The 18,908-nt window shown below is 71.8% G+C and carries 22 protein-coding genes and 1 pseudogene; 6 read left to right on the forward strand and 17 right to left on the reverse strand.

The window, feature by feature from the left end; translation table 11 throughout:
• Nucleotides 1–58: 58 nt before the first annotated feature.
• Together OHS58_RS22485 and pyrR are read right to left on the reverse strand one after the other, a co-directional pair.
• Entirely contained in the window at nucleotides 59–1,006 is a 948-nt protein-coding gene (locus OHS58_RS22485) for an aspartate carbamoyltransferase catalytic subunit (RefSeq protein ID WP_328649722.1), read from the reverse strand.
• Complete coding sequence (gene pyrR, locus OHS58_RS22490; RefSeq protein ID WP_256474682.1) at nucleotides 1,003–1,605, reverse strand: bifunctional pyr operon transcriptional regulator/uracil phosphoribosyltransferase PyrR; 603 nt, start codon at nucleotides 1,603–1,605, stop codon at nucleotides 1,003–1,005. Before pyrR ends, OHS58_RS22485 begins: the two co-directional genes overlap by 4 nt.
• Nucleotides 1,606–1,854: 249 nt before the next feature.
• On the opposite strand from pyrR, the gene bldD reads away from it, so the two are divergent.
• The gene (bldD, locus tag OHS58_RS22495; protein WP_020422358.1) at nucleotides 1,855–2,343 is read left to right on the forward strand and encodes a transcriptional regulator BldD; all 489 of its coding nucleotides are present in this window, start codon (nucleotides 1,855–1,857) and stop codon (nucleotides 2,341–2,343) included.
• A gap of 97 nt (nucleotides 2,344–2,440) precedes the next feature.
• On the opposite strand, the gene nusB is transcribed toward bldD, so the two are convergent.
• The 3 genes from nusB to OHS58_RS22510 are packed head-to-tail and all read right to left on the reverse strand — an operon-like array spanning nucleotide 2,441 to nucleotide 4,591.
• The gene (gene nusB, locus OHS58_RS22500; RefSeq protein WP_326947807.1) at nucleotides 2,441–2,896 is read right to left on the reverse strand and encodes a transcription antitermination factor NusB; all 456 of its coding nucleotides are present in this window, start codon (nucleotides 2,894–2,896) and stop codon (nucleotides 2,441–2,443) included.
• Nucleotides 2,896–3,459, reverse strand: a complete 564-nt coding sequence (gene efp / locus OHS58_RS22505; protein WP_326947804.1) for an elongation factor P — start codon at nucleotides 3,457–3,459, stop codon at nucleotides 2,896–2,898. Before efp ends, nusB begins: the two co-directional genes overlap by 1 nt.
• A gap of 55 nt (nucleotides 3,460–3,514) precedes the next feature.
• Complete coding sequence (locus OHS58_RS22510) at nucleotides 3,515–4,591, reverse strand: M24 family metallopeptidase (protein ID WP_328649723.1); 1,077 nt, start codon at nucleotides 4,589–4,591, stop codon at nucleotides 3,515–3,517.
• A 133-nt stretch (nucleotides 4,592–4,724) separates the two neighbouring features.
• Here OHS58_RS22510 and OHS58_RS22515 point away from each other — a divergent pair.
• A pseudogene (locus OHS58_RS22515) lies at nucleotides 4,725–5,099 on the forward strand (B-4DMT family transporter); the annotation flags it as partial.
• 719 nt (nucleotides 5,100–5,818) lie between these two features.
• Here the strand turns inward: OHS58_RS22515 and OHS58_RS22520 are convergent.
• The 10 genes from OHS58_RS22520 to OHS58_RS22565 form a co-directional block, all read right to left on the reverse strand.
• Nucleotides 5,819–7,132, reverse strand: a complete 1,314-nt coding sequence (locus OHS58_RS22520; RefSeq protein WP_247049131.1) for a beta-xylosidase — start codon at nucleotides 7,130–7,132, stop codon at nucleotides 5,819–5,821.
• Between the two features lie 655 nt (nucleotides 7,133–7,787).
• Entirely contained in the window at nucleotides 7,788–8,705 is a 918-nt protein-coding gene (locus OHS58_RS22525) for a GNAT family N-acetyltransferase (RefSeq protein WP_328649724.1), read from the reverse strand.
• Nucleotides 8,702–9,133 carry a type II 3-dehydroquinate dehydratase gene (gene aroQ, locus OHS58_RS22530; protein WP_328649725.1) on the reverse strand — a complete coding sequence of 144 codons (432 nt, stop codon included), beginning with the start codon at nucleotides 9,131–9,133 and terminating at the stop codon, nucleotides 8,702–8,704. Before aroQ ends, OHS58_RS22525 begins: the two co-directional genes overlap by 4 nt.
• On the reverse strand, nucleotides 9,130–10,239 hold the full coding sequence (gene aroB, locus OHS58_RS22535; RefSeq protein ID WP_326947799.1) for a 3-dehydroquinate synthase: 1,110 nt from the start codon (nucleotides 10,237–10,239) through the stop codon (nucleotides 9,130–9,132). Before aroB ends, aroQ begins: the two co-directional genes overlap by 4 nt.
• Nucleotides 10,240–10,246: 7 nt before the next feature.
• Nucleotides 10,247–10,771, reverse strand: a complete 525-nt coding sequence (locus OHS58_RS22540) for a shikimate kinase (protein WP_247049127.1) — start codon at nucleotides 10,769–10,771, stop codon at nucleotides 10,247–10,249.
• Nucleotides 10,768–11,955, reverse strand: a complete 1,188-nt coding sequence (gene aroC, locus OHS58_RS22545) for a chorismate synthase (protein WP_328649726.1) — start codon at nucleotides 11,953–11,955, stop codon at nucleotides 10,768–10,770. Before aroC ends, OHS58_RS22540 begins: the two co-directional genes overlap by 4 nt.
• A gap of 269 nt (nucleotides 11,956–12,224) precedes the next feature.
• A complete protein-coding gene (locus OHS58_RS22550; protein WP_328649727.1) occupies nucleotides 12,225–12,827 on the reverse strand; it encodes an A24 family peptidase in 603 nt (200 codons plus the stop codon).
• Nucleotides 12,828–13,413: 586 nt separating this feature from the next.
• Complete coding sequence (locus OHS58_RS22555) at nucleotides 13,414–14,079, reverse strand: anti-sigma factor family protein (RefSeq protein ID WP_328649728.1); 666 nt, start codon at nucleotides 14,077–14,079, stop codon at nucleotides 13,414–13,416.
• A complete protein-coding gene (locus OHS58_RS22560) occupies nucleotides 14,076–14,588 on the reverse strand; it encodes a sigma-70 family RNA polymerase sigma factor (RefSeq protein WP_305879311.1) in 513 nt (170 codons plus the stop codon). Before OHS58_RS22560 ends, OHS58_RS22555 begins: the two co-directional genes overlap by 4 nt.
• Nucleotides 14,589–14,592: 4 nt before the next feature.
• Nucleotides 14,593–14,961: a hypothetical protein gene (locus OHS58_RS22565; protein ID WP_247049123.1), complete on the reverse strand. Its 369-nt coding sequence runs from the start codon at nucleotides 14,959–14,961 to the stop codon at nucleotides 14,593–14,595.
• A gap of 112 nt (nucleotides 14,962–15,073) precedes the next feature.
• On the opposite strand from OHS58_RS22565, the gene OHS58_RS22570 reads away from it, so the two are divergent.
• A complete protein-coding gene (locus tag OHS58_RS22570) occupies nucleotides 15,074–15,511 on the forward strand; it encodes a QcrA and Rieske domain-containing protein (RefSeq protein ID WP_326947794.1) in 438 nt (145 codons plus the stop codon).
• 75 nt (nucleotides 15,512–15,586) lie between these two features.
• On the opposite strand, the gene OHS58_RS22575 is transcribed toward OHS58_RS22570, so the two are convergent.
• Both OHS58_RS22575 and OHS58_RS22580 read right to left on the reverse strand, forming a co-directional pair.
• A complete protein-coding gene (locus OHS58_RS22575; RefSeq protein ID WP_326947793.1) occupies nucleotides 15,587–16,042 on the reverse strand; it encodes a PTS sugar transporter subunit IIA in 456 nt (151 codons plus the stop codon).
• Nucleotides 16,039–16,419, reverse strand: a complete 381-nt coding sequence (locus tag OHS58_RS22580; RefSeq protein WP_326954737.1) for a PTS glucose/sucrose transporter subunit IIB — start codon at nucleotides 16,417–16,419, stop codon at nucleotides 16,039–16,041. Before OHS58_RS22580 ends, OHS58_RS22575 begins: the two co-directional genes overlap by 4 nt.
• A gap of 101 nt (nucleotides 16,420–16,520) precedes the next feature.
• Here OHS58_RS22580 and OHS58_RS22585 point away from each other — a divergent pair, with 101 nt between their 5' ends.
• Genes OHS58_RS22585 through OHS58_RS22595 form a run of 3 tightly spaced genes read left to right on the forward strand, consistent with a single transcriptional unit; the run spans nucleotide 16,521 to nucleotide 18,849 of the window.
• Entirely contained in the window at nucleotides 16,521–17,306 is a 786-nt protein-coding gene (locus OHS58_RS22585; protein ID WP_247049119.1) for a GntR family transcriptional regulator, read from the forward strand.
• Nucleotides 17,306–18,544 (forward strand): PTS transporter subunit EIIC, encoded by a 1,239-nt coding sequence (locus OHS58_RS22590; RefSeq protein WP_326947792.1) that lies wholly within the window; start codon nucleotides 17,306–17,308, stop codon nucleotides 18,542–18,544. The genes OHS58_RS22585 and OHS58_RS22590 overlap by 1 nt, the downstream gene beginning before the upstream one ends.
• A 38-nt stretch (nucleotides 18,545–18,582) precedes the next feature.
• Nucleotides 18,583–18,849, forward strand: coding sequence for an HPr family phosphocarrier protein (locus tag OHS58_RS22595; protein WP_247049117.1), 267 nt, complete (start codon nucleotides 18,583–18,585; stop codon nucleotides 18,847–18,849).
• Nucleotides 18,850–18,908 lie beyond the last annotated feature (59 nt).

Below are 18,908 nucleotides of genomic sequence, written 5' to 3' on the forward strand. Positions count from 1 at the left end.
ACGCTCGGCGCCTGCTGAGCACAAAGCGCTGTGCCGAATGGTTCGCTCGCAGGCTCGCTCACGCGGCGGCTCCTTCACTGGCCAAGAGGTGGTAGAGGACCGCCATCCGGACGTGCACGCCGTTGCGGACCTGTTCGGTGATGGCCGAGGCCGAGGAGTCGGCGACCGCGCTCGCGATCTCCATCCCGCGCAGCATCGGGCCGGGGTGCAGCACGACCGCGTGGTCCGGCAGCAGCTTCTGCCGCCGTTCCGAAAGGCCGTAGGCGATCGAGTACTCGCGTGCGGAAGGGAAAAAGCTCTGCCCTGGGCCCCCGCCAGCCATCCGTTCCTGTTGGACCCGCAGCATCATCACCGCGTCGACCGCGGGCAGCTCGGCGTCGAGGTCGTGCGAGACGGTCACCGGCAGGCTTTCGACGCCGTAAGGCAGCAACGTCGGCGGCGCGACGAGCACCACTTCCGCGCCCAGGGCCGAAAGCAGGTGCAGGTTCGAGCGGGCGACGCGGCTGTGCAGCACGTCGCCGACGATCGCGATGCGACGGTCCTTCAAGGACCCGAGCCGCTCCCGCAGCGTCGCCGCGTCGAGCAGCGCCTGGGTCGGGTGCTCGTGGGTGCCGTCGCCGGCGTTGACCACCGACGTGCCGGGCTCGGCCAGCCACTCCGACAGCCGCTGGGCCGCGCCGCTGGCGGGGTGCCGGACGATCACGCAGTCGGCGCCCGCGGCGGCCAGCGTCAGCGCCGTGTCCCGCAGGGACTCTCCCTTGTTGACCGAGGAGCTGGACGCCGAGACGTTGATCACGTCGGCGCTCATCCACTTCCCGGCGATCTCGAACGACACCCGGGTGCGCGTCGAGTTCTCGTAGAACAGGGTGATCACGGTGCGGCCGCGCAGCGTCGGCAGCTTCTTGACCTCGCGGCCGAGCAGCGTGTGCTTCAGCTCGTCGGCCGTGTCCAGCACGGCCGTGGCCAGCGCCGGGTCGAGCCCGTCCGTGGCGAGCAGGTGCTTCACGAATCTTCTCCAGGGACTTCTTCGCTTGCGCGGAGCAGCACCGAGTCGCGGCCGTCGATCTCCGCCAGCAGGACGGACACGCCCTCGGTGCGGGCGGTGGGCACGTTCTTGCCGACGTAGTCCGCGCGGATCGGCAGCTCACGGTGACCTCGGTCGACGAGCACCGCCAGCTGCACCGCGCGGGGGCGGCCATGATCACGGAGGGCATCGAGCGCGGCCCGGATCGTGCGGCCGGAGAACAGGACGTCGTCGACCAGGATCACCACCCGGTCGTCGATCCCGCCGGGCGGCAGCTGCGTCTGCTCGAGCGCGCGGGGCGGGCGGCGGCGCAGGTCGTCCCGGTAGAGGGTGACGTCGAGGGCGCCGGTCGGCGGGCGGACTCCGGAGAACTCGCCGATCTTGCCGGCGAGGCGGGTCGCGAGGGGGGTGCCGCGGGTGGGAATTCCCAGCAACACGGGCGGGGTAGTGCTTTCCGCACCGTTCGCGGTCTTTTCGATGACCTGATGGGCCATTCGGGCGATCGTGCGCGCGACGTCGCCGGCCGTCAGGAGCTCGCGCTCCCCGGCCGAACCAGCCGCGTCACGGGGTCGTGACGACACTGCGGACTCCTTCCCCGCCTCACCGGACGGGTCCTTAAAGGACGTCTGTTCCCCTGCTGGTCGGGGCTTTCGCACCGACAGTAGCAGGCACTTTGCTCAGCCTTACGGGTGGTGTGGCGTGATTCGCGACAAGCTGCTGCTTGACCTGGTGACAACAATGCGTAACCATTACTCTGAGTATTCGACTCTCAGAGTCCCCTGGACCGGTCACCCCGACCGGGAGAGGGGTGAAGAACGGAGAACGACCAGATGGGCGATTACGCCAAGGCGCTCGGGGCCAAGCTCCGCGGGATCCGCCAGCAGCAGGGCCTGTCCCTGCACGGGGTCGAGCAGAAGTCCGGTGGGCGCTGGAAGGCCGTCGTCGTCGGCTCGTACGAGCGTGGCGACCGTGCCGTCACCGTGCAGAAGCTGGCCGAGCTGGCCGACTTCTACGGCGTACCGGTGGTCGAGCTGCTGCCCGAGGGCCGGGTCCCGTCCGGCGCGGAGCCCGCCACCAAGATCGTGATCAACCTGGAGCGCCTGCAGCAGCTGCCGGCGGAGAAGGTCGGCCCGCTGGCGCGCTACGCGGCGACCATCCAGAGCCAGCGCGGCGACTACAACGGCAAGGTGCTCTCGATCCGGACCGAGGACCTGCGGTCCCTGGCGATCATCTACGACATGACGCCGGGCGAGCTGACCGAGCAGCTCATCGACTGGGGTGTCCTCCCGCCCGAGGCCCGTCCCGCCAAAGAAGACTGATCCACTGTGTGCTGCCGACGCAGTGAGCGTTCCCCGGTGGGGCACCGGAGACGCTCACTGAGCCGTCGGGGGGCATCAGCACACCAGTGTTCTTCCGTCAGAGCACCGCGCGCAGGCGGTCGGCGATCGTGCCGATCCGACCCAGCACGCCGTTGACGAAGCGCGGCGAGTCGTCCGTGGACAGTTCCTTCGCCAAGCCGACGGCTTCGTCGATGGCGACCGGGTCCGGCACGTCCTCGGCCCAGAGCAGCTCGTAGACCCCGACCCGCAGCACCGCGAGGTCGACCTTCGGCATCCGCTCCACGGTCCAGCCCTGCGCGTGCTCGGCCAGCAGCTCGTCGATCTGCGCGCGCCGGGCGGTGACGCCCTCGACCAGGCTGATCGTGTAGTCCCCGATCGGGTCGACCTCGGTCGCGCCGACGCGGTCGGCCAGCAGCGTCACCGGATCGGTGTCGCGCTGCGCGGCCTCGTAGAGCATTTCCACGGCACGGCGGCGCGCCTGCCTGCGGCTGATCGCGCCGCCGCGGTTCGGGTGGGGCTTCGACGTCGGCATCAGCTGGAGACGCGGCCCAGGTAACGGCCGTCGCGGGTGTCGACCTTGATCTTCTCGCCGGTGGACAGGAACAGCGGGACCTGGATCTCCGCGCCGGTCTCCAGCGTCGCCGGCTTGGTGCCGCCGGTGGAGCGGTCGCCCTGCAGGCCCGGGTCGGTGTGCTGGATGAGGATCTCGACCGAGGTCGGGAGCTCGACGTAGAGCGCCTCGTTCTCGTGCACCGCGACCTGGACCTCGGTGTTCTCCAGCATGTAGTCGGCGTTGGTGCCGACCACCGCGGCCAGCACGGTGATCTGGTCGTAGGTGTCGCCGTCCATGAACACGAAGTCCTGGCCGTCCTTGTACAGGTAGGTCATGTTCCGGCGGTCCACCGTGGCCGTCTCGACCTTCGTGCCCGCGTTGAACGTCTTGTCGACCACCTTGCCGGTGAGCACGTGCTTGAGCGTCGTGCGCACGAAGGCACCGCCCTTGCCCGGCTTCACGTGCTGGAACGCGGTGACGGTCCACAGCTGGCCCTCGAGGTTGAGGACGAGCCCGTTCTTCAGGTCGTTGGTCGTGGCCACGAGCTTGCAGTCTCCTGTGTCGATCTTCGGGTCGATCTTCGGTTCGGGGCCGCCGTCAGACGACCACGAGGTTCTTGGTGCTCAGGGTGAGGAGTTCGGGTTCCCCAGCCCGCACGACGAGCGTGTCCTCGATGCGCACGCCACCGCGCCCCGCGAGGTAGACGCCGGGCTCGACGGTGACCGCCATACCGGCGGACAGTGTACCGACGCCCGTGGCGGCGAGACTGGGCGCCTCGTGGATCTGCAGGCCGACGCCGTGTCCGAGGCCGTGCGCGAAGTGCTCGCGGTGACCCGCGTCCGCGATCACCTTCCGCGCCGCGGCGTCCACTTCGGACACCTCGGCGCCCGGCGCGACGGCGTCGACCCCGGCCGCCTGCGCGGTGTACACGAGGTCGTAGACCTCCCGCTGCCAGTCCGCGGGCTCGCCGAGGACGAAGGTGCGGGTCATGTCCGAGTGGTAGCCGTCGACGGTGGCGCCGAAGTCCAGCTTGAGGAAGTCGCCGCGCTTCAGCTCGGCGTGCGTGGGCCGGTGGTGCGGGATGGCCGAGTGCGCGCCGGTGGCCACGATCGAGGCGAAGCTCGGCCCGGTCGAGCCGTGCTCCAGCATCCGGTTCTCCAGGTCGCGGGCGACGTCCAGCTCGGTCCGCCCGGGCCGCAGGCCGCCGGTGGCCACCAGGTCGTCGAGCGCGCGATCGGCCGCGGCGCACGCCTGCCGCAGCGCCTCGACCTCGGCGTCGTCCTTGACCAGCCGCAGGGCCTCGATCAGCCCGGGGGTCCGGACGAGGTCCGTGTGCGTCCGGAAGGCTTCGTACTCCTCGACGCTCACGTGCTGGCTCTCGAAGCCGACCTTCCAGTCCTTCGCGACGCCCTTGACGAGCGCGGCGGCGCTCGCCCGGTCGACGACGGTCTCGAGGTCGGGCACCTCGGCGGCGGCCTGGGTGGTGTAGCGGCCGTCGGTGCAGAAGAGCGTCTTGTCGTCGCCGCCCGCGTACAGCAGCACGGCGGCGTTCGAACCGGTGAACCCGGTGAGGTAGCGGATGTTCAGCAGGTCGGTGACCAGCAGCGCGTCGAGGCCCGCGTCGGTGAGCGAGTCCCGCAGCGCCGCGCGGCGGCGTCCATGGGTTTCAGGCACTTCCCCACCCTAGTGGGGGCGGGGTGGGACCTTCGTCGGTTCCGTCCCCGGCCTCGCGCCGGCCGCTAAGCGACTCGCCAGTAGGCGGCCTAGAATCCGCAGGATGAGTGCCTGGGTGTTGCGCGGACTCGGGATGGCGGTGCTGCACGGCGCGGCCATCACCCTGCTGGCCAAGTACGCGGTCTACCACCCCACGGACCAGACGCTGGTCATCTCGATCGCCCTCGCCGTCCTCGTCGGGGCCGCCGCGCTGTGGAGCGCTCTGGACGCCTGGCGCGACCTGCCCGAGCGAGGCAAGGTCTGGTTCATCTCGGCGCTGATCGCAGGCCCGGTCGCCGGGATCCTGTACGTCATCGGACGCGCGGTGTTCGTGGACCAGACGGGCGTTTCCGAACTGGGCGGCGCACTGACGGGCGGGGCCGCGTTCTCGGCGTTGCTGGTGCTGATCCCGGCGGGGCTGGGGTTGTTCGTCGGCGGACGCATCGGTGGCCGCACGCAGCCTGAGGACGCCGAGTCCGATGCGGTCGAGCCCGCTGCCGCTTCCCGCCGCGCTCGGTCTGGCCGCGCTGGATCCGCCGATGCCGAACCGGTCGTCGCTCGCTCCGGGCGCCCGCGGCCCGACGAGTCCGAACCCGGCGGTACTCAGACCAGCCAGCCCGCCGACGCTCCCCGCCGCCCGCGGCCCGGCCGCGGTCGCCCGGGCGACGCAGAAGCCGAGACCACGCAATTCAGCCGTGTCCCAGCCGATTCCGCCGAGTCCGGCAGCGCGCCTCGCCTCTCTCGGCTCAGCCGGGGCCGCCGTGGCGAGGCAAGCACCACTGAGTCCGGTGCTGCCGAATCCGCCGGCACGCAAGCCAGCCGTCCACGGCCCGGTTACCCCGGCGAAGCAGACCCCAGCACCACTGAACCTGGCACCGCCGAATCCGCCGGCGCTCAAGCCAGCCGCCCACGGCCCGGCCGCACTCGGTCCGGCACTGACGAGCCCGCCGGCACTCCGTCCGGCGCGGCCGAGTCCGCGAGCGCTCAGGCCGACACCGTTCGGCCCGGCACCGTCGAGGCCGCCGGTGCTCAAGCCGGGCGACCCAGCCGCGGCCGCCCCGGCGAAGCAGGCCCCAGCACCACTGAACCCGGCACCGCCGAGTCCGCCAATGCTCAGCCCGGGCGGCCCCGTCCTGGCAGGGCCCGGCTCGGCCGTCCGCAACCCGGCGTTGCGCCGTCTCGCCGGGTTCAGCCGCCGAGTGAGGGGCCCGGCGCGTAGCCGTCCCACTGCGCCGTCGTGACCGTGTGCGGTGGTGAGCCGTTGTTCAGCGCCACGCCGCCGTCCGGTACCCGCCACAGGCGGTGGTCGTCGAGGACCAGCGCGAACCCGCGTCCGGGTGTCTGCACCGCTTCGGCGCCCGAGCCGAGCCGCGCCGCGACCGGCAGCACCGCCACCGCGGGCGGCGCCTTGTCCAGCAGCTCGCCGGCCAGCGAAAGCGCCACCACGCGCCGGTCGACCCGCACCCGCTTCCCGGCCCGGACCAGGTCCATCGTCCGTTCCGGGGACGGCATGGTGACGCCGTCGAACGTCGCGGCCACCCGGCCGGGGTTCCCGCAGGCCTGGCTGCCGAGCAGGTCGAGACCGTAGTGCCGCAGGCCGGTCGGCGCGGCCGCCCCGCCGATCGCGGTGGCGCGCACGACGTCGAACGGCACCCGGTCGCACGGGTCGGCCGTCGACAGCGGCGCGTGACCGTCCGAGCGGCGGACCAGGCCCGGCCCTTCCTTCCACGGTCCGGCGATCACGACCGGCTGGAACGGGTGCTCGGTGAAGTCGGCCGTCCAGAAGGTGAGCGTGGTGCCGTCGTCGGTCTCGTGCGCGATGACCCACGCGTCGAGCGCGCCGGCCCACATCAGGTCGGCGCTGAAGCCGTCGACCACCGAGCGCGTGCGCGGCGTGGCGGTCGACGCCACCGGCACGAATCCGCCGACGTCGAGCGCCTGCACCCCGGCGGCGAACGCCGGGTCGTGCGAGCGGAGCACGAACTGCCCGGCGCCGTTCCAGCCCGCGGCGCGGCCGGTGGTGTCGGTGAACATCAGGTAGAACCAGCCGTCGAGGTAGACGGCCGAGGGCTGGCCGGCGCCGTAGACGTTGGCGCGGTGCACGTCGTGCGACGGCCCGAGGATCGGCTTCCCGCCGGCCGCGCGGGTCCAGTGGACGCCGTCGGGGCTGGTCGCGAGCCCGACGGCGTTGCCGAGCGCGTGGTCGCCCGCCGCGCCGGTGTAGTACAGGTAGTAAGTCGAGCCGACGCGCAGCACCGACGGGTCGCAGGTGTGCATGCCGTCGAAGTTCCCGGGCGCACCGGAGAAGACGGCGGCCGGGATGCCGCCGCCGGGCCCGGTGAACGGGCCGTCCATGGACTGCGCCTGGGCGTAGAGGATGTCGTCGCCGGGCGGGCCGGCGCCGCCGTACTGGCTGCACCACCACATCCGGGTCTGCCCGCGGTCGAGCATCACGGTGGGCCCGTAGTTGTAGACGGCATCCGCGCCCCCGGCGGCGATCACACCGCCACTCTGCCGGGGGTCACCCGAAGCGAGCTTGACATCGGTGGGCCGGGACGGATCGGCGGTCTGACCCCCCGCGATGGCGGGCTTGTCCCCGGCGGCTTGAGGCTGGGCGTAACCCTCGGTACAGCCCGCGAGCAGGAGCCCGGCCAGCACGCCGGCGAGAAGGGCACGAGCGGGTCGCCGACCCCCACGACGAAACGGGCTCACGACGCCGAAGTGTAGCGAGACCCAACCCACCCGAGTGAGGACACTCCCCGTCGACGGTCCCCCGATCGCGGCCGGTTGACGCTTGAAGATCGTTAGTCACAAGGCTCTCGCCAGCGGTTTTCGATCACCGGCCCGCGGACGGCCGCCGGTCCGGCCAGGTCACGACGCTCGATCGGCGGGCCCATCGACCGGACCGGCCTCGCCGATGAGCGACGCCCTTTGGCCGGCCGGACCATCTGGCCCCCGGGCTCGATGGGCGGGCATTCGCCACTTGTCCCAGCGGAGTCAAGCACCGGGCGGACGGCTGTCCCGGCCTTGAGGCGAGGTCGATTCCCTCGGCCGGCGGCCTTCGTCGCCTGCCCGGCCGAGCCACTATCTTGGCCAGCGGGCTCGCCATCTGACCCGCCCGCGGCACCCCGGCCGCCTGGCGGCTCGGGTGGCTGGGTCAGGTTCGCTTGGGTGATGGGCCTTCGATCGCGACCAGTTCGACCTCGAAACCGGCGTTGTTCTCCAGGTAGGCCGCGTAGTGGGCGTCGCCGCCCGCGTGTGGGTAGCGGTCCTCGAACAGCGGGCTCCAGCCGTGGTCGGGTGCGCGGGACGCCAGGTCGTCTACCTGCTTGCGCGTGTCCACGTGCAGTGCCAGGTGGTTCAAGCCGGGGCGGGTGCGCTCGTGGTTCGGTGCGCTCATGGCCGGTGATGCCTCGACCACCAGGTAGGTGGCACCCAAGCGCCAGCTGACTCCGGCGGGCCAGCGCTGGAACTCGCGCCAGCCCAGTTCGCCCAGCAGCCAGCCCCAGCTTCGCTCGGCCGCCGCGAGGTCCGGTACCCACAGTTCGATGTGGTGCGGGCGCCCGTGGGTGGCGGGCAGCGCGACCAGCACGCGGTGCAGGTCGCCGTAGTGGACGCCGCTGCCGACGTCGAGGAAACCCAAGCGCCCGGCCACTTTCCGGCTCGCCGCGTTGTTCTCGTGCACCAGTGCCCAGACCGCGGGCAGGCCGAGGCCGTCGAGCCCGTGGTCCAGCACCGCGCGAGCGGCCTCGGACGCGAGGCCCTGCCCGGCGTGCGCGCTCGCGACGTAGTAGCCCAGCTCGGGCACGCCGCCCGGTAGTTCGGACGACGGGCGCAGGTGCGCGACGCCGATGACCTCGCCGTCGCGCTCGATCACCCAGTGGCCCTGGCCGGCCGGGCCGTCGTAGGCCAGGCGGCGGTCCACCATCTCGCTCGCCGCGGCCGGGTCGGAGAAGTCCGCGGCGAAGTAGCGGCTCATCTCCGGGTCGGAGAACACCTTCACGACGCTCTCGCGGTCGGCTTCGACCAGCGGACGCAGGGTGAGCCGCGCGGTGGTCAGCGTCGGCAGGCTCATGCCGGGTGGGCGGCGAGCCAGCGCAACGCCAACGGGTAGCCGTCGACGCCGAGGCCCGCGATCACCGCCGTCGCGATGTCCGACAGCACGCTGTGGTGCCGGAACTGCTCGCGCTTGTGGACGTTCGAGATGTGCAGCTCGATCAGCGGCGCGGACAGCTGCGCGGCGGCGTCGCGCACCGCGATCGAGTAGTGCGTCCAGGCGCCGGCGTTGAGGACCACCGGGTTGCCGCCGTCGGCGGCTTCGTGCAGCCAGCCGACCAGTTCGCCTTCGTGGTCGGTCTGCCGGACCTCGACCTCGATCCCGAGCTCCTCGCCGGCTTTCACGCACAGCGCCGCGAGGTCGTCGTGAGTCGTCGAGCCGTAGACCGACGGCTCGCGCTTGCCGAGGCGCCCGAGGTTGGGGCCGTTGAACACGAACGCCTTCACAGCAGCACGCTCCCGCCACTCTTAGGGGCGTCCGCGGCGATCGCCGAGTACGCGGCGGCGAGCAGCGACGGGTCCGGGCCCTCGAGCCGGCCGGGCTTGCCGAGGCCGTCGAGGACGACGAACCGCAGCACGCCGGAGCGGGTTTTCTTGTCGCCCTTCATGGTTTCCAGCAGCTGGGACAGCGCGTCGGCGTCGTACGTCGTCGGCAGCCCGAGCAGCTTCAGGACGGCCGCGTGCCGCTCCGCCGTGGCGTCGTCGAGCCGCCCGGCCAGCCGCGCCAGCTCGGCGGCGAACACCAGGCCGACGCTCACCGCGGCGCCGTGGCGCCACCGGTAGCGCTCACGGCGTTCGATGGCGTGACCGAGCGTGTGGCCGTAGTTGAGGATCTCGCGCAGGTCGGACTCGCGCAGGTCGGCGGCCACGACGTCGGCCTTGACCTGGATGGACCGGCGGACCAGCTCGGCCAGCACGTCGCCGGTCGCGTCGAGCGCGGCCGAAGGGTCGGCCTCGATCAGCTCGAGGATCCGCGGGTCGGCGATGAAGCCGGTCTTGACGACCTCGGCCATCCCGGCGACCAGCTCGTTCGGCGGCAGCGTCTCCAGCGTCGCCAGGTCGACGAACACCGCGCTCGGCTCGTGGAACACCCCGACGAGGTTCTTGCCCGCCTCGGTGTTGATGCCGGTCTTGCCGCCGACGGCGGCGTCGACCATGCCCAGCAGCGTCGTCGGCACGTTGACCAGCCGGACGCCGCGCATCCAGGTGCCCGCGACGAACCCGGCGAGGTCGGTGACCGCGCCGCCGCCGAGGCCGACGACGACACCGCGCCGGTCCAGCCCCATCCGGCCGAGCACCTCCCAGCAGAAGCTGGCGACGGTGAGGGCCTTGCCGTCCTCGGCGTCCGGGATTTCCACGCGGTGCGCGTCGAGGCCGGCCGCGACCAGCTCCTCGCGGATGGCCTCGGCGGTGGTGGTCAGCGTCGGCGGGTGGATCAGCGCGATCTTGGAGGCGTCGGCCAGCTGCGCGGTGAGCTCGCCGAGCAGGCCGCGCCCGACCACGACGTCGTAGGGGCGGGCGGTGGCGACGGTGATGCGCACCGGTTCGGACACGGGTGACTCACTCCTTGGCTTCGGCGGGGACGACGAGCCCCGCGGCGAGGTCCGCGACGATCTCGGCGGGGGTCCGGTCGTCGGTGACGACCTCGACGGTGGCGACCTCGCGGTAGACCGGCACGCGCTCGTCGAGCAGTTTCTTGAACGTGGCGCGGGGGTTCACCCCGGCCAGCAGCGGCCGCGCGCTCGACAGCCCGGTGCGCTGCACCCCGGCGGCGAGGCCGACGTTGAGGAACACGACGGTGTGCGCGGCCAGCCGGGCGCGGGTGCCCGGCGTGAGCGGCGCGCCGCCGCCGAGCGAGAGCACTCCGCTGTGCTCCGCCAGCGCGGTGGTGACCGCTTCCTCTTCCAGCGCGCGGAAAGCGGCTTCGCCGTCTTCGGCGAAGATGTCGGAGATGCTGCGCCCGGTGCGGGCGACGATGTCGGCGTCGCTGTCCCGGAAGACCAGGCCGAGCGTCTCCGCCAGCAGCGGCCCGACGGTGCTCTTGCCCGAGCCCGGCGGGCCGACGATGACCGCGCGCGGGCTCACCAGCGCTCCTCGAGGGCCTTCAGGTACGCCTCGGCGTTGCGCTTGCTCTCGATCAGCGAGTCGCCGCCGAACTTCTCGAGTGCGGCGTCCGCGAGGATCAGCGCCACCACGGACTCCAGCACGACCCCGGCGCGCGGCACGGCGCAGACGTCGGAACGCTGGTGGATGGCGACCGCGGGCTCACCCGTCCGGACGTCCACAGTGGACAGTGCCTTGGGGACGGTCGAGATCGGCTTCATCGCGACGCGCACGCGCAGCGGTTCGCCGTTGGTGATGCCGCCCTCCAGGCCGCCCGCGCGGTTGGACCGGCGGGTGACGCCGACCGGGCCGGAGCCGCGGTCGATCTCGTCGTGCGCCTGGCTGCCCCAGCGGCGGGCGGTGGTGAAGCCGTCGCCGACCTCGACGCCCTTCATCGCCTGGACGCCCATCAGCGCGCCGGCCAGCCGCGCGTCGAGCCGGCGGTCCCAGTGGACGTGCGAGCCGAGGCCCGGCGGCAGGCCGTAGGCGATGACCTCGATCACGCCGCCGACGGTGTCGCCCGCCTTCCGCACGGCGTCGACCTCCGCGACCATCGCGTCGGTGCCTTCCTGGCTGAAGGCGCGCACCGGGCTCTCGTCGATGGCGGGCAGGTCCGCGGCGACCGGCAGCGGGCCTTCGGGCGCGTCCGCGCCGCCGATGGACACGACGTGGCTGAGGATCTCGACGCCCAGCAGCTGCCGCAGGTAGTTCCGCGCGACGGTGCCCAGCGCGGTCCGCGACGCGGTCTCCCGCGCGCTCGCCCGCTCCAGGACCGGGCGCGCCTCGTCGAACCCGTACTTCTGCATGCCCGGCAGGTCCGCGTGGCCCGGCCGCGGCCGGGTGAGCGGTTCGTTGCGGGCGAGGCCTTCGAGGATCTCCGGGTCGACCGGGTCGGCCGCCATGACCTGTTCCCACTTGGGCCACTCGGCGTTCTCGATCTGCACGGCGATCGGGCCGCCCTGGGTGAGCCCGTGGCGGACGCCGCCGAGGAAGGCGATGTGATCGGTCTCGAAGCCCATCCGCGGGCTGCGCCCGAACCCGAGCCGGCGGCGGGCCAGCTGCCCGGTGACGTCGGCGGTGGTGACCTCCACCCCGGCGGGCATGCCTTCGAGCACGGCGGCCAGCGCGGGTCCGTGCGATTCACCTGCGGTGATCCAGCGCAACATGTCCTCAATCCTGTCACGGGCGCCGAGGGGACCGGAGCAGCGCCCCGGCCCCTCCCGCAGAGACAGCAGGAAGGGACAAGCGCACACATCCGGACGGCGGATGGCCACTCCGCCGAAGGGTTGCCGCGGCGGGGTGCGGGACGGGTGGCGTGATCCCGTCACGACGCAAGCGGGAAGAACACGCACAGCCAGGCCCCGGGCGAGGAGGCCGGGGACGCGGGCCTGCCGACACCGCGAGCGTCGCCAGACCATGGCAAGGGGCCGGACCGTCACAACGCGAGCGGGAACAGCACACACAGCCACGCCGCGGCGAGGAGGGCCGGTCCGTGCGGGACACGGTCCTTCCGGCTGACAGCCGCAATGGCGAGGGTGATCAGCGCGGCCGCGAGCGTCGCCAGGATCAGGGCGGGCCAGCCCGCCGCGCCCAGGACGGCGCCCAAGCTGCCGGACAGTTTCACGTCGCCCGCGCCGAGGCCGGCCGGGGCGAGGTGGTGGATCGCCGCGTGTGCGCCGCCGAACAGGAGTGCGCCCACCGCCGCGCGGATGGCGAGCGACGGTCCGCCGCCGCCCAGCGCGGCCGCGCCGATCGCGACGCCGAAGAGGGGGTACGCGGGCAGGGTCAGCACGTCGGGCAACCGGAGGTGGCGCAGGTCGGCGAGGGCCAGCGGGACCGCGAAGACGGTCAGCAGTGCAGGGACCGGCAGCCACCAGCCGGGCCAGCCACCGGTCAGCCAGCGGACGGCGACGGCCGTGGCGCCGAGGGTGGTCAGACCGGCGGCGGTGACGACCGGGATCGGGGCGGCCGCGCGCCTCAGGGCCCAGGCCGCGATCGGCACGGAGACTGCGATGGCTGCGACGAGGAAGAAGATCACCTCACCAGCCTGCTGCGGGCAAGTTGACCAGGGCAAATGCCGGGCGTCACGAACGGTCCGTTCGCGACGTTCCGGCGCGGGTTTCACTCCTGTGGGCGACAGCTTGGGCACGGCGGCACAGGTCGCGGGTCGTGAGTGGTAATTCGGGTTCTAACCCGAATTACCACTCACGACCGGCGAAACGGGCGGGCGAGAGAGTGCCGGAGGTTGTGGCTGGGCTGGGCCAATGCTCTGAAGGCCCTGCGAAGCACTCACGATGGCCTTCGGAAGCTGCGAACGGCCGAGGGAGCGGCCGATCGAAGCGAGCGTTTGAGCTGCCCTGAGCCTGCTGGTGACAGGGCTGGGCGATCGGGTGCGGCAGAACAAGGCGACCGGACGGGGCCGGCAGGAAGTGCGGAGGCCAGGTGCGGCCGGGCCGAGCAGGGTGGCCAAGTGCAGCCGGTCACCAGGTGCGACCGGACTGTGCCTGGGTGGCCGGACCGGTGTGACCGCACCGGATGACGAGCCGTGGACACGAAAGACCCTGCGGAAGGTGGCTCATCCGGGACCCCCTGCGTCCCGGATGAGCCACCGAAGCCTCACGAGCTCACAAACTCAGCCGCAGCAACGCTCGTCCGCTTCCGCCTCGGACTTCCAGCGCCGCCATGTCCGGGGTCTTCAGCGCCGTACCCACCACGATGCGGGCCGTGTTGTCCGGCAGGGCCTTCCACGTTGCCAGCTGCGTCTCCTTGCCGTCGCGGCCGATCGCCACCAGGGCGTAGTCGCCGCCGCTGCGGCCGCCCGTGTAGCTGCATGACATGTCGACTTCGGTGCCCCACTCGTGGACGCCCAGGCGTGCGTCGGCGCGGACCGGGAACTGGCCCAGGGCCGTCAGCGCCAGCGGCTGCGGGCCGAGGCCGGGAGCCGGAGCAGCGGGCGCGGGTAACGCCGCCACCACTCCCAGCGCCACGCACGCCGCCACCGCCACCGCGGCCGACAGGGACGTCACCGCGTTGCGGATTCGGCGGCCGCGGCGCACGCGCTTCAGCACCGACGACAGCAGGTCCGGCGGTGGCGGACCGGCGTCAACTACCGCGCTGACCTGCGGTGGGCCGCTCTGGGCGAGCAGCCCTGGCAGCCCCGCCAGTTCACGCACCGCGGCCGCGCAGCGCTCGCAGCCGCGCAGGTGCTGCTCGAAGCGCTGGCGGTCCTCGGGGGACAGCGCCCCGAGCACGTACGCGGCGTCGAACGTCGCGAACGGGTCTTCACTCACTGGGTCACCCCCCTCTCCTCGAGCACCAGGCGCAGCGCGCGCAACGCGTAGTGCGTGCGCGACTTGACCGTCCCCTCGGCCACCCCCAGCCGCACCGCCGCGTCCGCGACCGAATACCCCTGGAAGTAGCACAGCACCAGCACCTCGCGGTGCCGTTCCGAGAGCTCCGCGAGCGCTTCGGCGACCAGCCAGCCCTGCACGGCGCGGTCGGTGCCGTCCGCGACGGCCCGCTCCGGCGGCTGGTCGGTCATCACCTCCGAGCGCGCCGACGCCGAGCGCCAGCCGTCGATGGCGATCCGCCGGGCGACCGTGAACAGCCACGCCCGCGCCGAGCCCTGGGACTGGTCCAGCACCGTCGTCGACCGCCAGGCCCGCAGCAGTGTCTCCTGGACGACGTCCTCGGCGCGGATCCGGTCCCCGGAGGTCAGGTGGAGCGCGTACGACCACAGCGCGGCCGCGTGCTCCTCGTGCAGCGCGCGCATCAGCGCGTCCTCCGCGACTTCGCCCACGGGGTCAGACCGCGACTTTGCGCCGGTCCTTCACGACCATCAGCGCCAGCCCGCCGATGATGCAGATCACCTCGGTGATCACGCCCCAGTACTCCGGCTGGCTGTTGAACTGGTCGTGGTTGCCGGCGAAGCCGACCGTCGCGGCCAGCACGTACGCACCGAGCGTCAGCGCCCCGAAACCGAACGCGCCCAGCGCGGGCAGCCAGTGCCGCCAGGCCAGCACGGCGATCGCGAGCACCAGCCCGGCGATCGCGTCCAGCAGGAACAGCGGGCCGACGATGCCCGGGTAGTCCTCCGTCCACAGCACGTAGTGCACACCCGCCGAACCCAGCAGCGCCACCGCCGTGACGATCCGCAGAACCCAACCCACCATGATCGTTCCTCCGCTCCACACCCACTCGGGTAATACACGGAACAGGGGGCGTTCCGGTTCACCCGCCCCGGTGGGAATTGAACCGAAGCGATGTCGATCTCGTTTAAGAGGCATGACTGCCGAACTGCACTCCCGCCGCACCGTCCTCACCACCGGTGCCACAGTCGCCGGTGTCGCCGTGGGCGCCGTCGCGCTTTCCGCTTGTGGATCCTCGGACGACTCGAAGTCGGGAACCGCTCAGGCGCCCATCGCCGCAGGTACCCCGCTCGTGGCGCTCGCCGACGTCCCGGTCGGCCAGGCCAAGGCGGCCAAGGCGCCGGACGGCTCCGACGTGATCGTGGCCCGCACCTCCGACTCGGCCGTCGCCGCGTTCAGCGCGATCTGCACGCACCAGGGCTGCACCGTCGCGCCGAAGGGCGCCGACCTGGTCTGCCCGTGCCACGGCTCGGTGTTCAACGCCCTCACCGGCGAGGTCAAGCAGGGGCCGGCGAACAAGCCGCTGCCGGCCGTCGCGGTGAAGGTCGAGAACGGGAAGGTCGTCACCGGCTGACGGGCCGGGAGACAGCGAAGGGCCCTTGTGGACGGTGATCGTCCACAAGGGCCCTTCGTGTGTGACAAAGGCGACTCAGGCGTCCCAAGCGAACAGGCGCTCGCCCGCCGTGACGTCGCGGTCGCCGTCCAATCCGGACAGCACTTCCGCGCCGGCGTCCAGCGCGACGACGGGCACGATCGCCGAGTAGCCCGCCGCGGTCACCGCCTCCGGGTCCCAGCTGACGATCGGCTGCCCGGCCCGCACCTGCTCGTCCTTGACGACGTGCAGCGTGAAGCCCTCGCCCTTCTCCTTCACCGTGTCGATCCCCAGGTGCACGAGCACGGCCTGGCCGTCGTCGGTCTGGACGACGAAGGCGTGCGGGTGCAGCGTCTTGATCGTGCCGTCGACCGGCGAAACCGCGTCCGCGCGGCCACCCGTCGGCTGGACGGCGATGCCCGGACCCACCATGGCCTGCGCGAACACCGGGTCCGGGACCTCGGTGATCGCCACCACGTGCCCGGCGACCGGGCTGAGGATCTCCAGGGTCACAGCAGGTCCTCGATGTCGCTGGCGATCGTGTCCGCCTCCGGCCCGACGATCACCTGCAGCGCCGTGCTCCCCATCTTGACGACGCCCATCGCGCCGGCCTTCTTCAGGGCCGCCTCGTCGACGAGGCCCATGTCCTCGACCTCGCACCGCAGCCGTGTGATGCAGCCCTCGACCTCGGTGAGATTGCCCGCGCCGCCGAGTGCCGCGAGGATCTTTTCCGGCCTGTCATCCGCCATCGCGGTCTCCTTGTTCACTGTTTGTTCCCAACCTGACGCGAACCGCGTGTCCACCTGTACTACGCCGTTCGTCGGCATGCACGCCGCCGCGGGCCACGAACGGATAACGGTGGGTTGACACCCGTCCGCGCGGCGGAGCATCCTGCCCCATCAGATCATTGGTCTAGACCGGAACGTACCAATGTTCCGGACCGGACGCGAGCACCGGTCCCCGGGGACCGAGAACGAGGAGGGTGACGCCGATGAGCGCGGCCGCGCACGTCCCGCCACCCGACCGGGTCGTCAACGGGCCCACGCCCAAGCACGCCCAGCTGCGGGAGATCCTCCGCCGCACGGTGGAGCGCGAGCTCCCGCCGGGCGCGCCGATCCCGTCGGAACGCGAGCTGGCGCAGCGCTACGGCGTGTCGCGGCTCACGGTCCGGTCGGCGATCGGCAAGCTGGTCGAGGAGGGCCTGCTCGCCCGGGTCCGCGGCAAGGGCACCTTCACCGCGGCCCGGCGGATGGAACTGCAGCTCTACCTGATGTCGTTCACCGACGACATGCGGCGGCGGGGGCTGACCCCGACGACCGAGGTGGTCTCCGCGGCCACCGAGGTCCCACCCACCGCCTCCGCGCACGCCCTCGGCCTGGCCGAGGGCTCCACCGCACACCACCTCGTGCGGTTGCGCCACGCCGACGGCGTACCCCTCGCCGTCGAACGCGGCTGGTACCACGCGGGCCGGGCTCCCGGCCTGCTCGAGCTCGACCTGACCCAGTCGCTCTACGCGCAGCTGGCCGAGACGTACGACGTGCGTCCCGACCAGGCGTGGCAGACGGTCTGGGCCGAAGGAGCGGACCGCGAGACGGCCCGGCTGCTCGGCATGCGCGCCGGCAGTCCCCTGCTCGTGTTCCGCCGGGTCTCCAGCGCGAACGGCGACCCGATCGAAGACATCACGTCCTGGTACCGGGGAGATCACTACCAGGTGACCATGCAGTTGGACCGGAACACCCCGGAATCCGGTACCCCACCCCACTATGGAGGTTCCTGATGAGCTCCACCACCGCGGAAGGGGCGACGAAGAAGAGCGGCAGCGGTCTTGCCGGTCTTCAGCGCTTCGGCCGTAGCCTCATGCTCCCGATCGCCGTGCTCCCGGCGGCAGGGATCCTGCTGCGTTTCGGGCAGGACGACATGCTCGGCAAGGACGGCCTGGGCTGGAACAAGGTCGCCTCGGTGCTGGGCGCCGCGGGTGGCACGCTGTTCAACTGGCTGCCCCTGCTGTTCGCGGTCGGCATCGCCGTCGGCTTCGCCCGCAAGGGTGACGGCTCGACCGCCGTCGCCGCCGTTGTCGGCTTCTTCGTCTTCAGCGCCGTCATCCAGGTGTTCGCCCCGCTGACCGACCTCCCCGGTTACAAGGCCGGCGCGACCGAGCTCGCGCCGATCAAGTGGCCCTACTCCGTACTCGCCGGCGTCGTCGTCGGCATCGTGGCGGCGTTGCTGTGGCAGCGTTATCACCGCATCAAGCTGCCGGCCTACTTGGCGTTCTTCGGCGGCCGCCGGTTCGTCCCGATCATCACCGCGCTGGTCATGGTGATCCTCGGCGTGATCTTCGGCCTGGTCTTCCACTGGGTCGACCAGGGCATCCAGGCCGCCGGTGACGCGGTCACCGCCTCCCCGATCGTGGGTGGCGGCATTTACGGCGCATTGAACCGGCTGCTGATCCCGGTCGGTCTGCACCAGCTGCTCAACGTGCCGGTGTGGTTCATCTTCGACGGCGGCGACATCAACAACTTCGTCGCGGGCAAGCTGTCGGCGGGTGCCTTCACCACGGGCTTCTTCCCGATCTTCATGTTCGCGCTGCCCGCCGCGGCCCTCGCCATCTGGCAGACGGCCCGTCCGGCGCAGAAGAAGGTCGTCGGCGGTGTCATGATCGCCGGCGCGCTGACCTCGTTCCTCACCGGTGTCACCGAGCCGATCGAGTTCTCGTTCATGTTCGTGGCGTGGCCGCTGTACCTGTTCCACGCGGTCATGACCGGCACCTCGCTGGCCCTGACGAACGCGCTGGGCATCCACCAGAGCTTCAACTTCTCGGCCGGCGCGATCGACTATCTGCTCAACTTCAACGCCCCGGCCGCGCAGAAGCCGTGGCTGCTGATCCCGATCGGGCTCGTCTACGCGGTGATCTACTACGTGGTGTTCCGCTTCGTGATCACCAAGTGGAACCTGCGCACGCCGGGTCGCGAGGACGAAGCCGTCCAGGCCGACCTCGATGCGACGGCCGCGAAGTAACATCGAGAACGACGTAACCCCGTAGCGAGAGGACGAACATGCCGGAGAAACGCGTCGCCGTCGCGAGCAAGGTGGGCCTGCACGCCAGGCCGGCCGCGCTGGTGGCGAAGGCGGCCGCGGCGCAGCCCGTCGCGGTGCAGATCGCCAAGGCCGGGGGAACCCCGGTGGCCGCCGGCAGCGTGCTCAACCTGATGACACTCGCCGCCGGATACGGTGACGAGGTCGTCATCAGCGCCGAGGGCGAGGGCGCCGAGGAGGCCGTGGAAGCGGTCGCCCAGCTGGTCGCCACCGACCTCGACGCCTGAGTAACACCCACCGCGAAGGCCCCCGCACCGGAACCCGACACCGGTGCGGGGGCCTTCGC

Source organism: Amycolatopsis sp. NBC_00348 (assembly GCF_036114655.1).
Classification (GTDB): domain Bacteria; phylum Actinomycetota; class Actinomycetes; order Mycobacteriales; family Pseudonocardiaceae; genus Amycolatopsis.

What these genes read in the sequence shown, in the direction of transcription:
- bldD (WP_020422358.1), top strand. Translation starts at nt 1,855, where the DNA reads ATGGGCGATTACGCCAAGGCGCTCGGGGCCAAGCTCCGCGGGATCCGC.
- nusB (WP_326947807.1), bottom strand. Translation starts at nt 2,896, where the DNA reads ATGCCGACGTCGAAGCCCCACCCGAACCGCGGCGGCGCGATCAGCCGC.
- OHS58_RS22525 (WP_328649724.1), bottom strand. Translation starts at nt 8,705, where the DNA reads ATGAGCCTGCCGACGCTGACCACCGCGCGGCTCACCCTGCGTCCGCTG.
- aroC (WP_328649726.1), bottom strand. Translation starts at nt 11,955, where the DNA reads ATGTTGCGCTGGATCACCGCAGGTGAATCGCACGGACCCGCGCTGGCC.
- OHS58_RS22565 (WP_247049123.1), bottom strand. Translation starts at nt 14,961, where the DNA reads ATGGTGGGTTGGGTTCTGCGGATCGTCACGGCGGTGGCGCTGCTGGGT.
- OHS58_RS22570 (WP_326947794.1), top strand. Translation starts at nt 15,074, where the DNA reads ATGACTGCCGAACTGCACTCCCGCCGCACCGTCCTCACCACCGGTGCC.
- OHS58_RS22580 (WP_326954737.1), bottom strand. Translation starts at nt 16,419, where the DNA reads ATGCTCCGCCGCGCGGACGGGTGTCAACCCACCGTTATCCGTTCGTGG.
- OHS58_RS22585 (WP_247049119.1), top strand. Translation starts at nt 16,521, where the DNA reads ATGAGCGCGGCCGCGCACGTCCCGCCACCCGACCGGGTCGTCAACGGG.
- OHS58_RS22590 (WP_326947792.1), top strand. Translation starts at nt 17,306, where the DNA reads ATGAGCTCCACCACCGCGGAAGGGGCGACGAAGAAGAGCGGCAGCGGT.
- OHS58_RS22595 (WP_247049117.1), top strand. Translation starts at nt 18,583, where the DNA reads ATGCCGGAGAAACGCGTCGCCGTCGCGAGCAAGGTGGGCCTGCACGCC.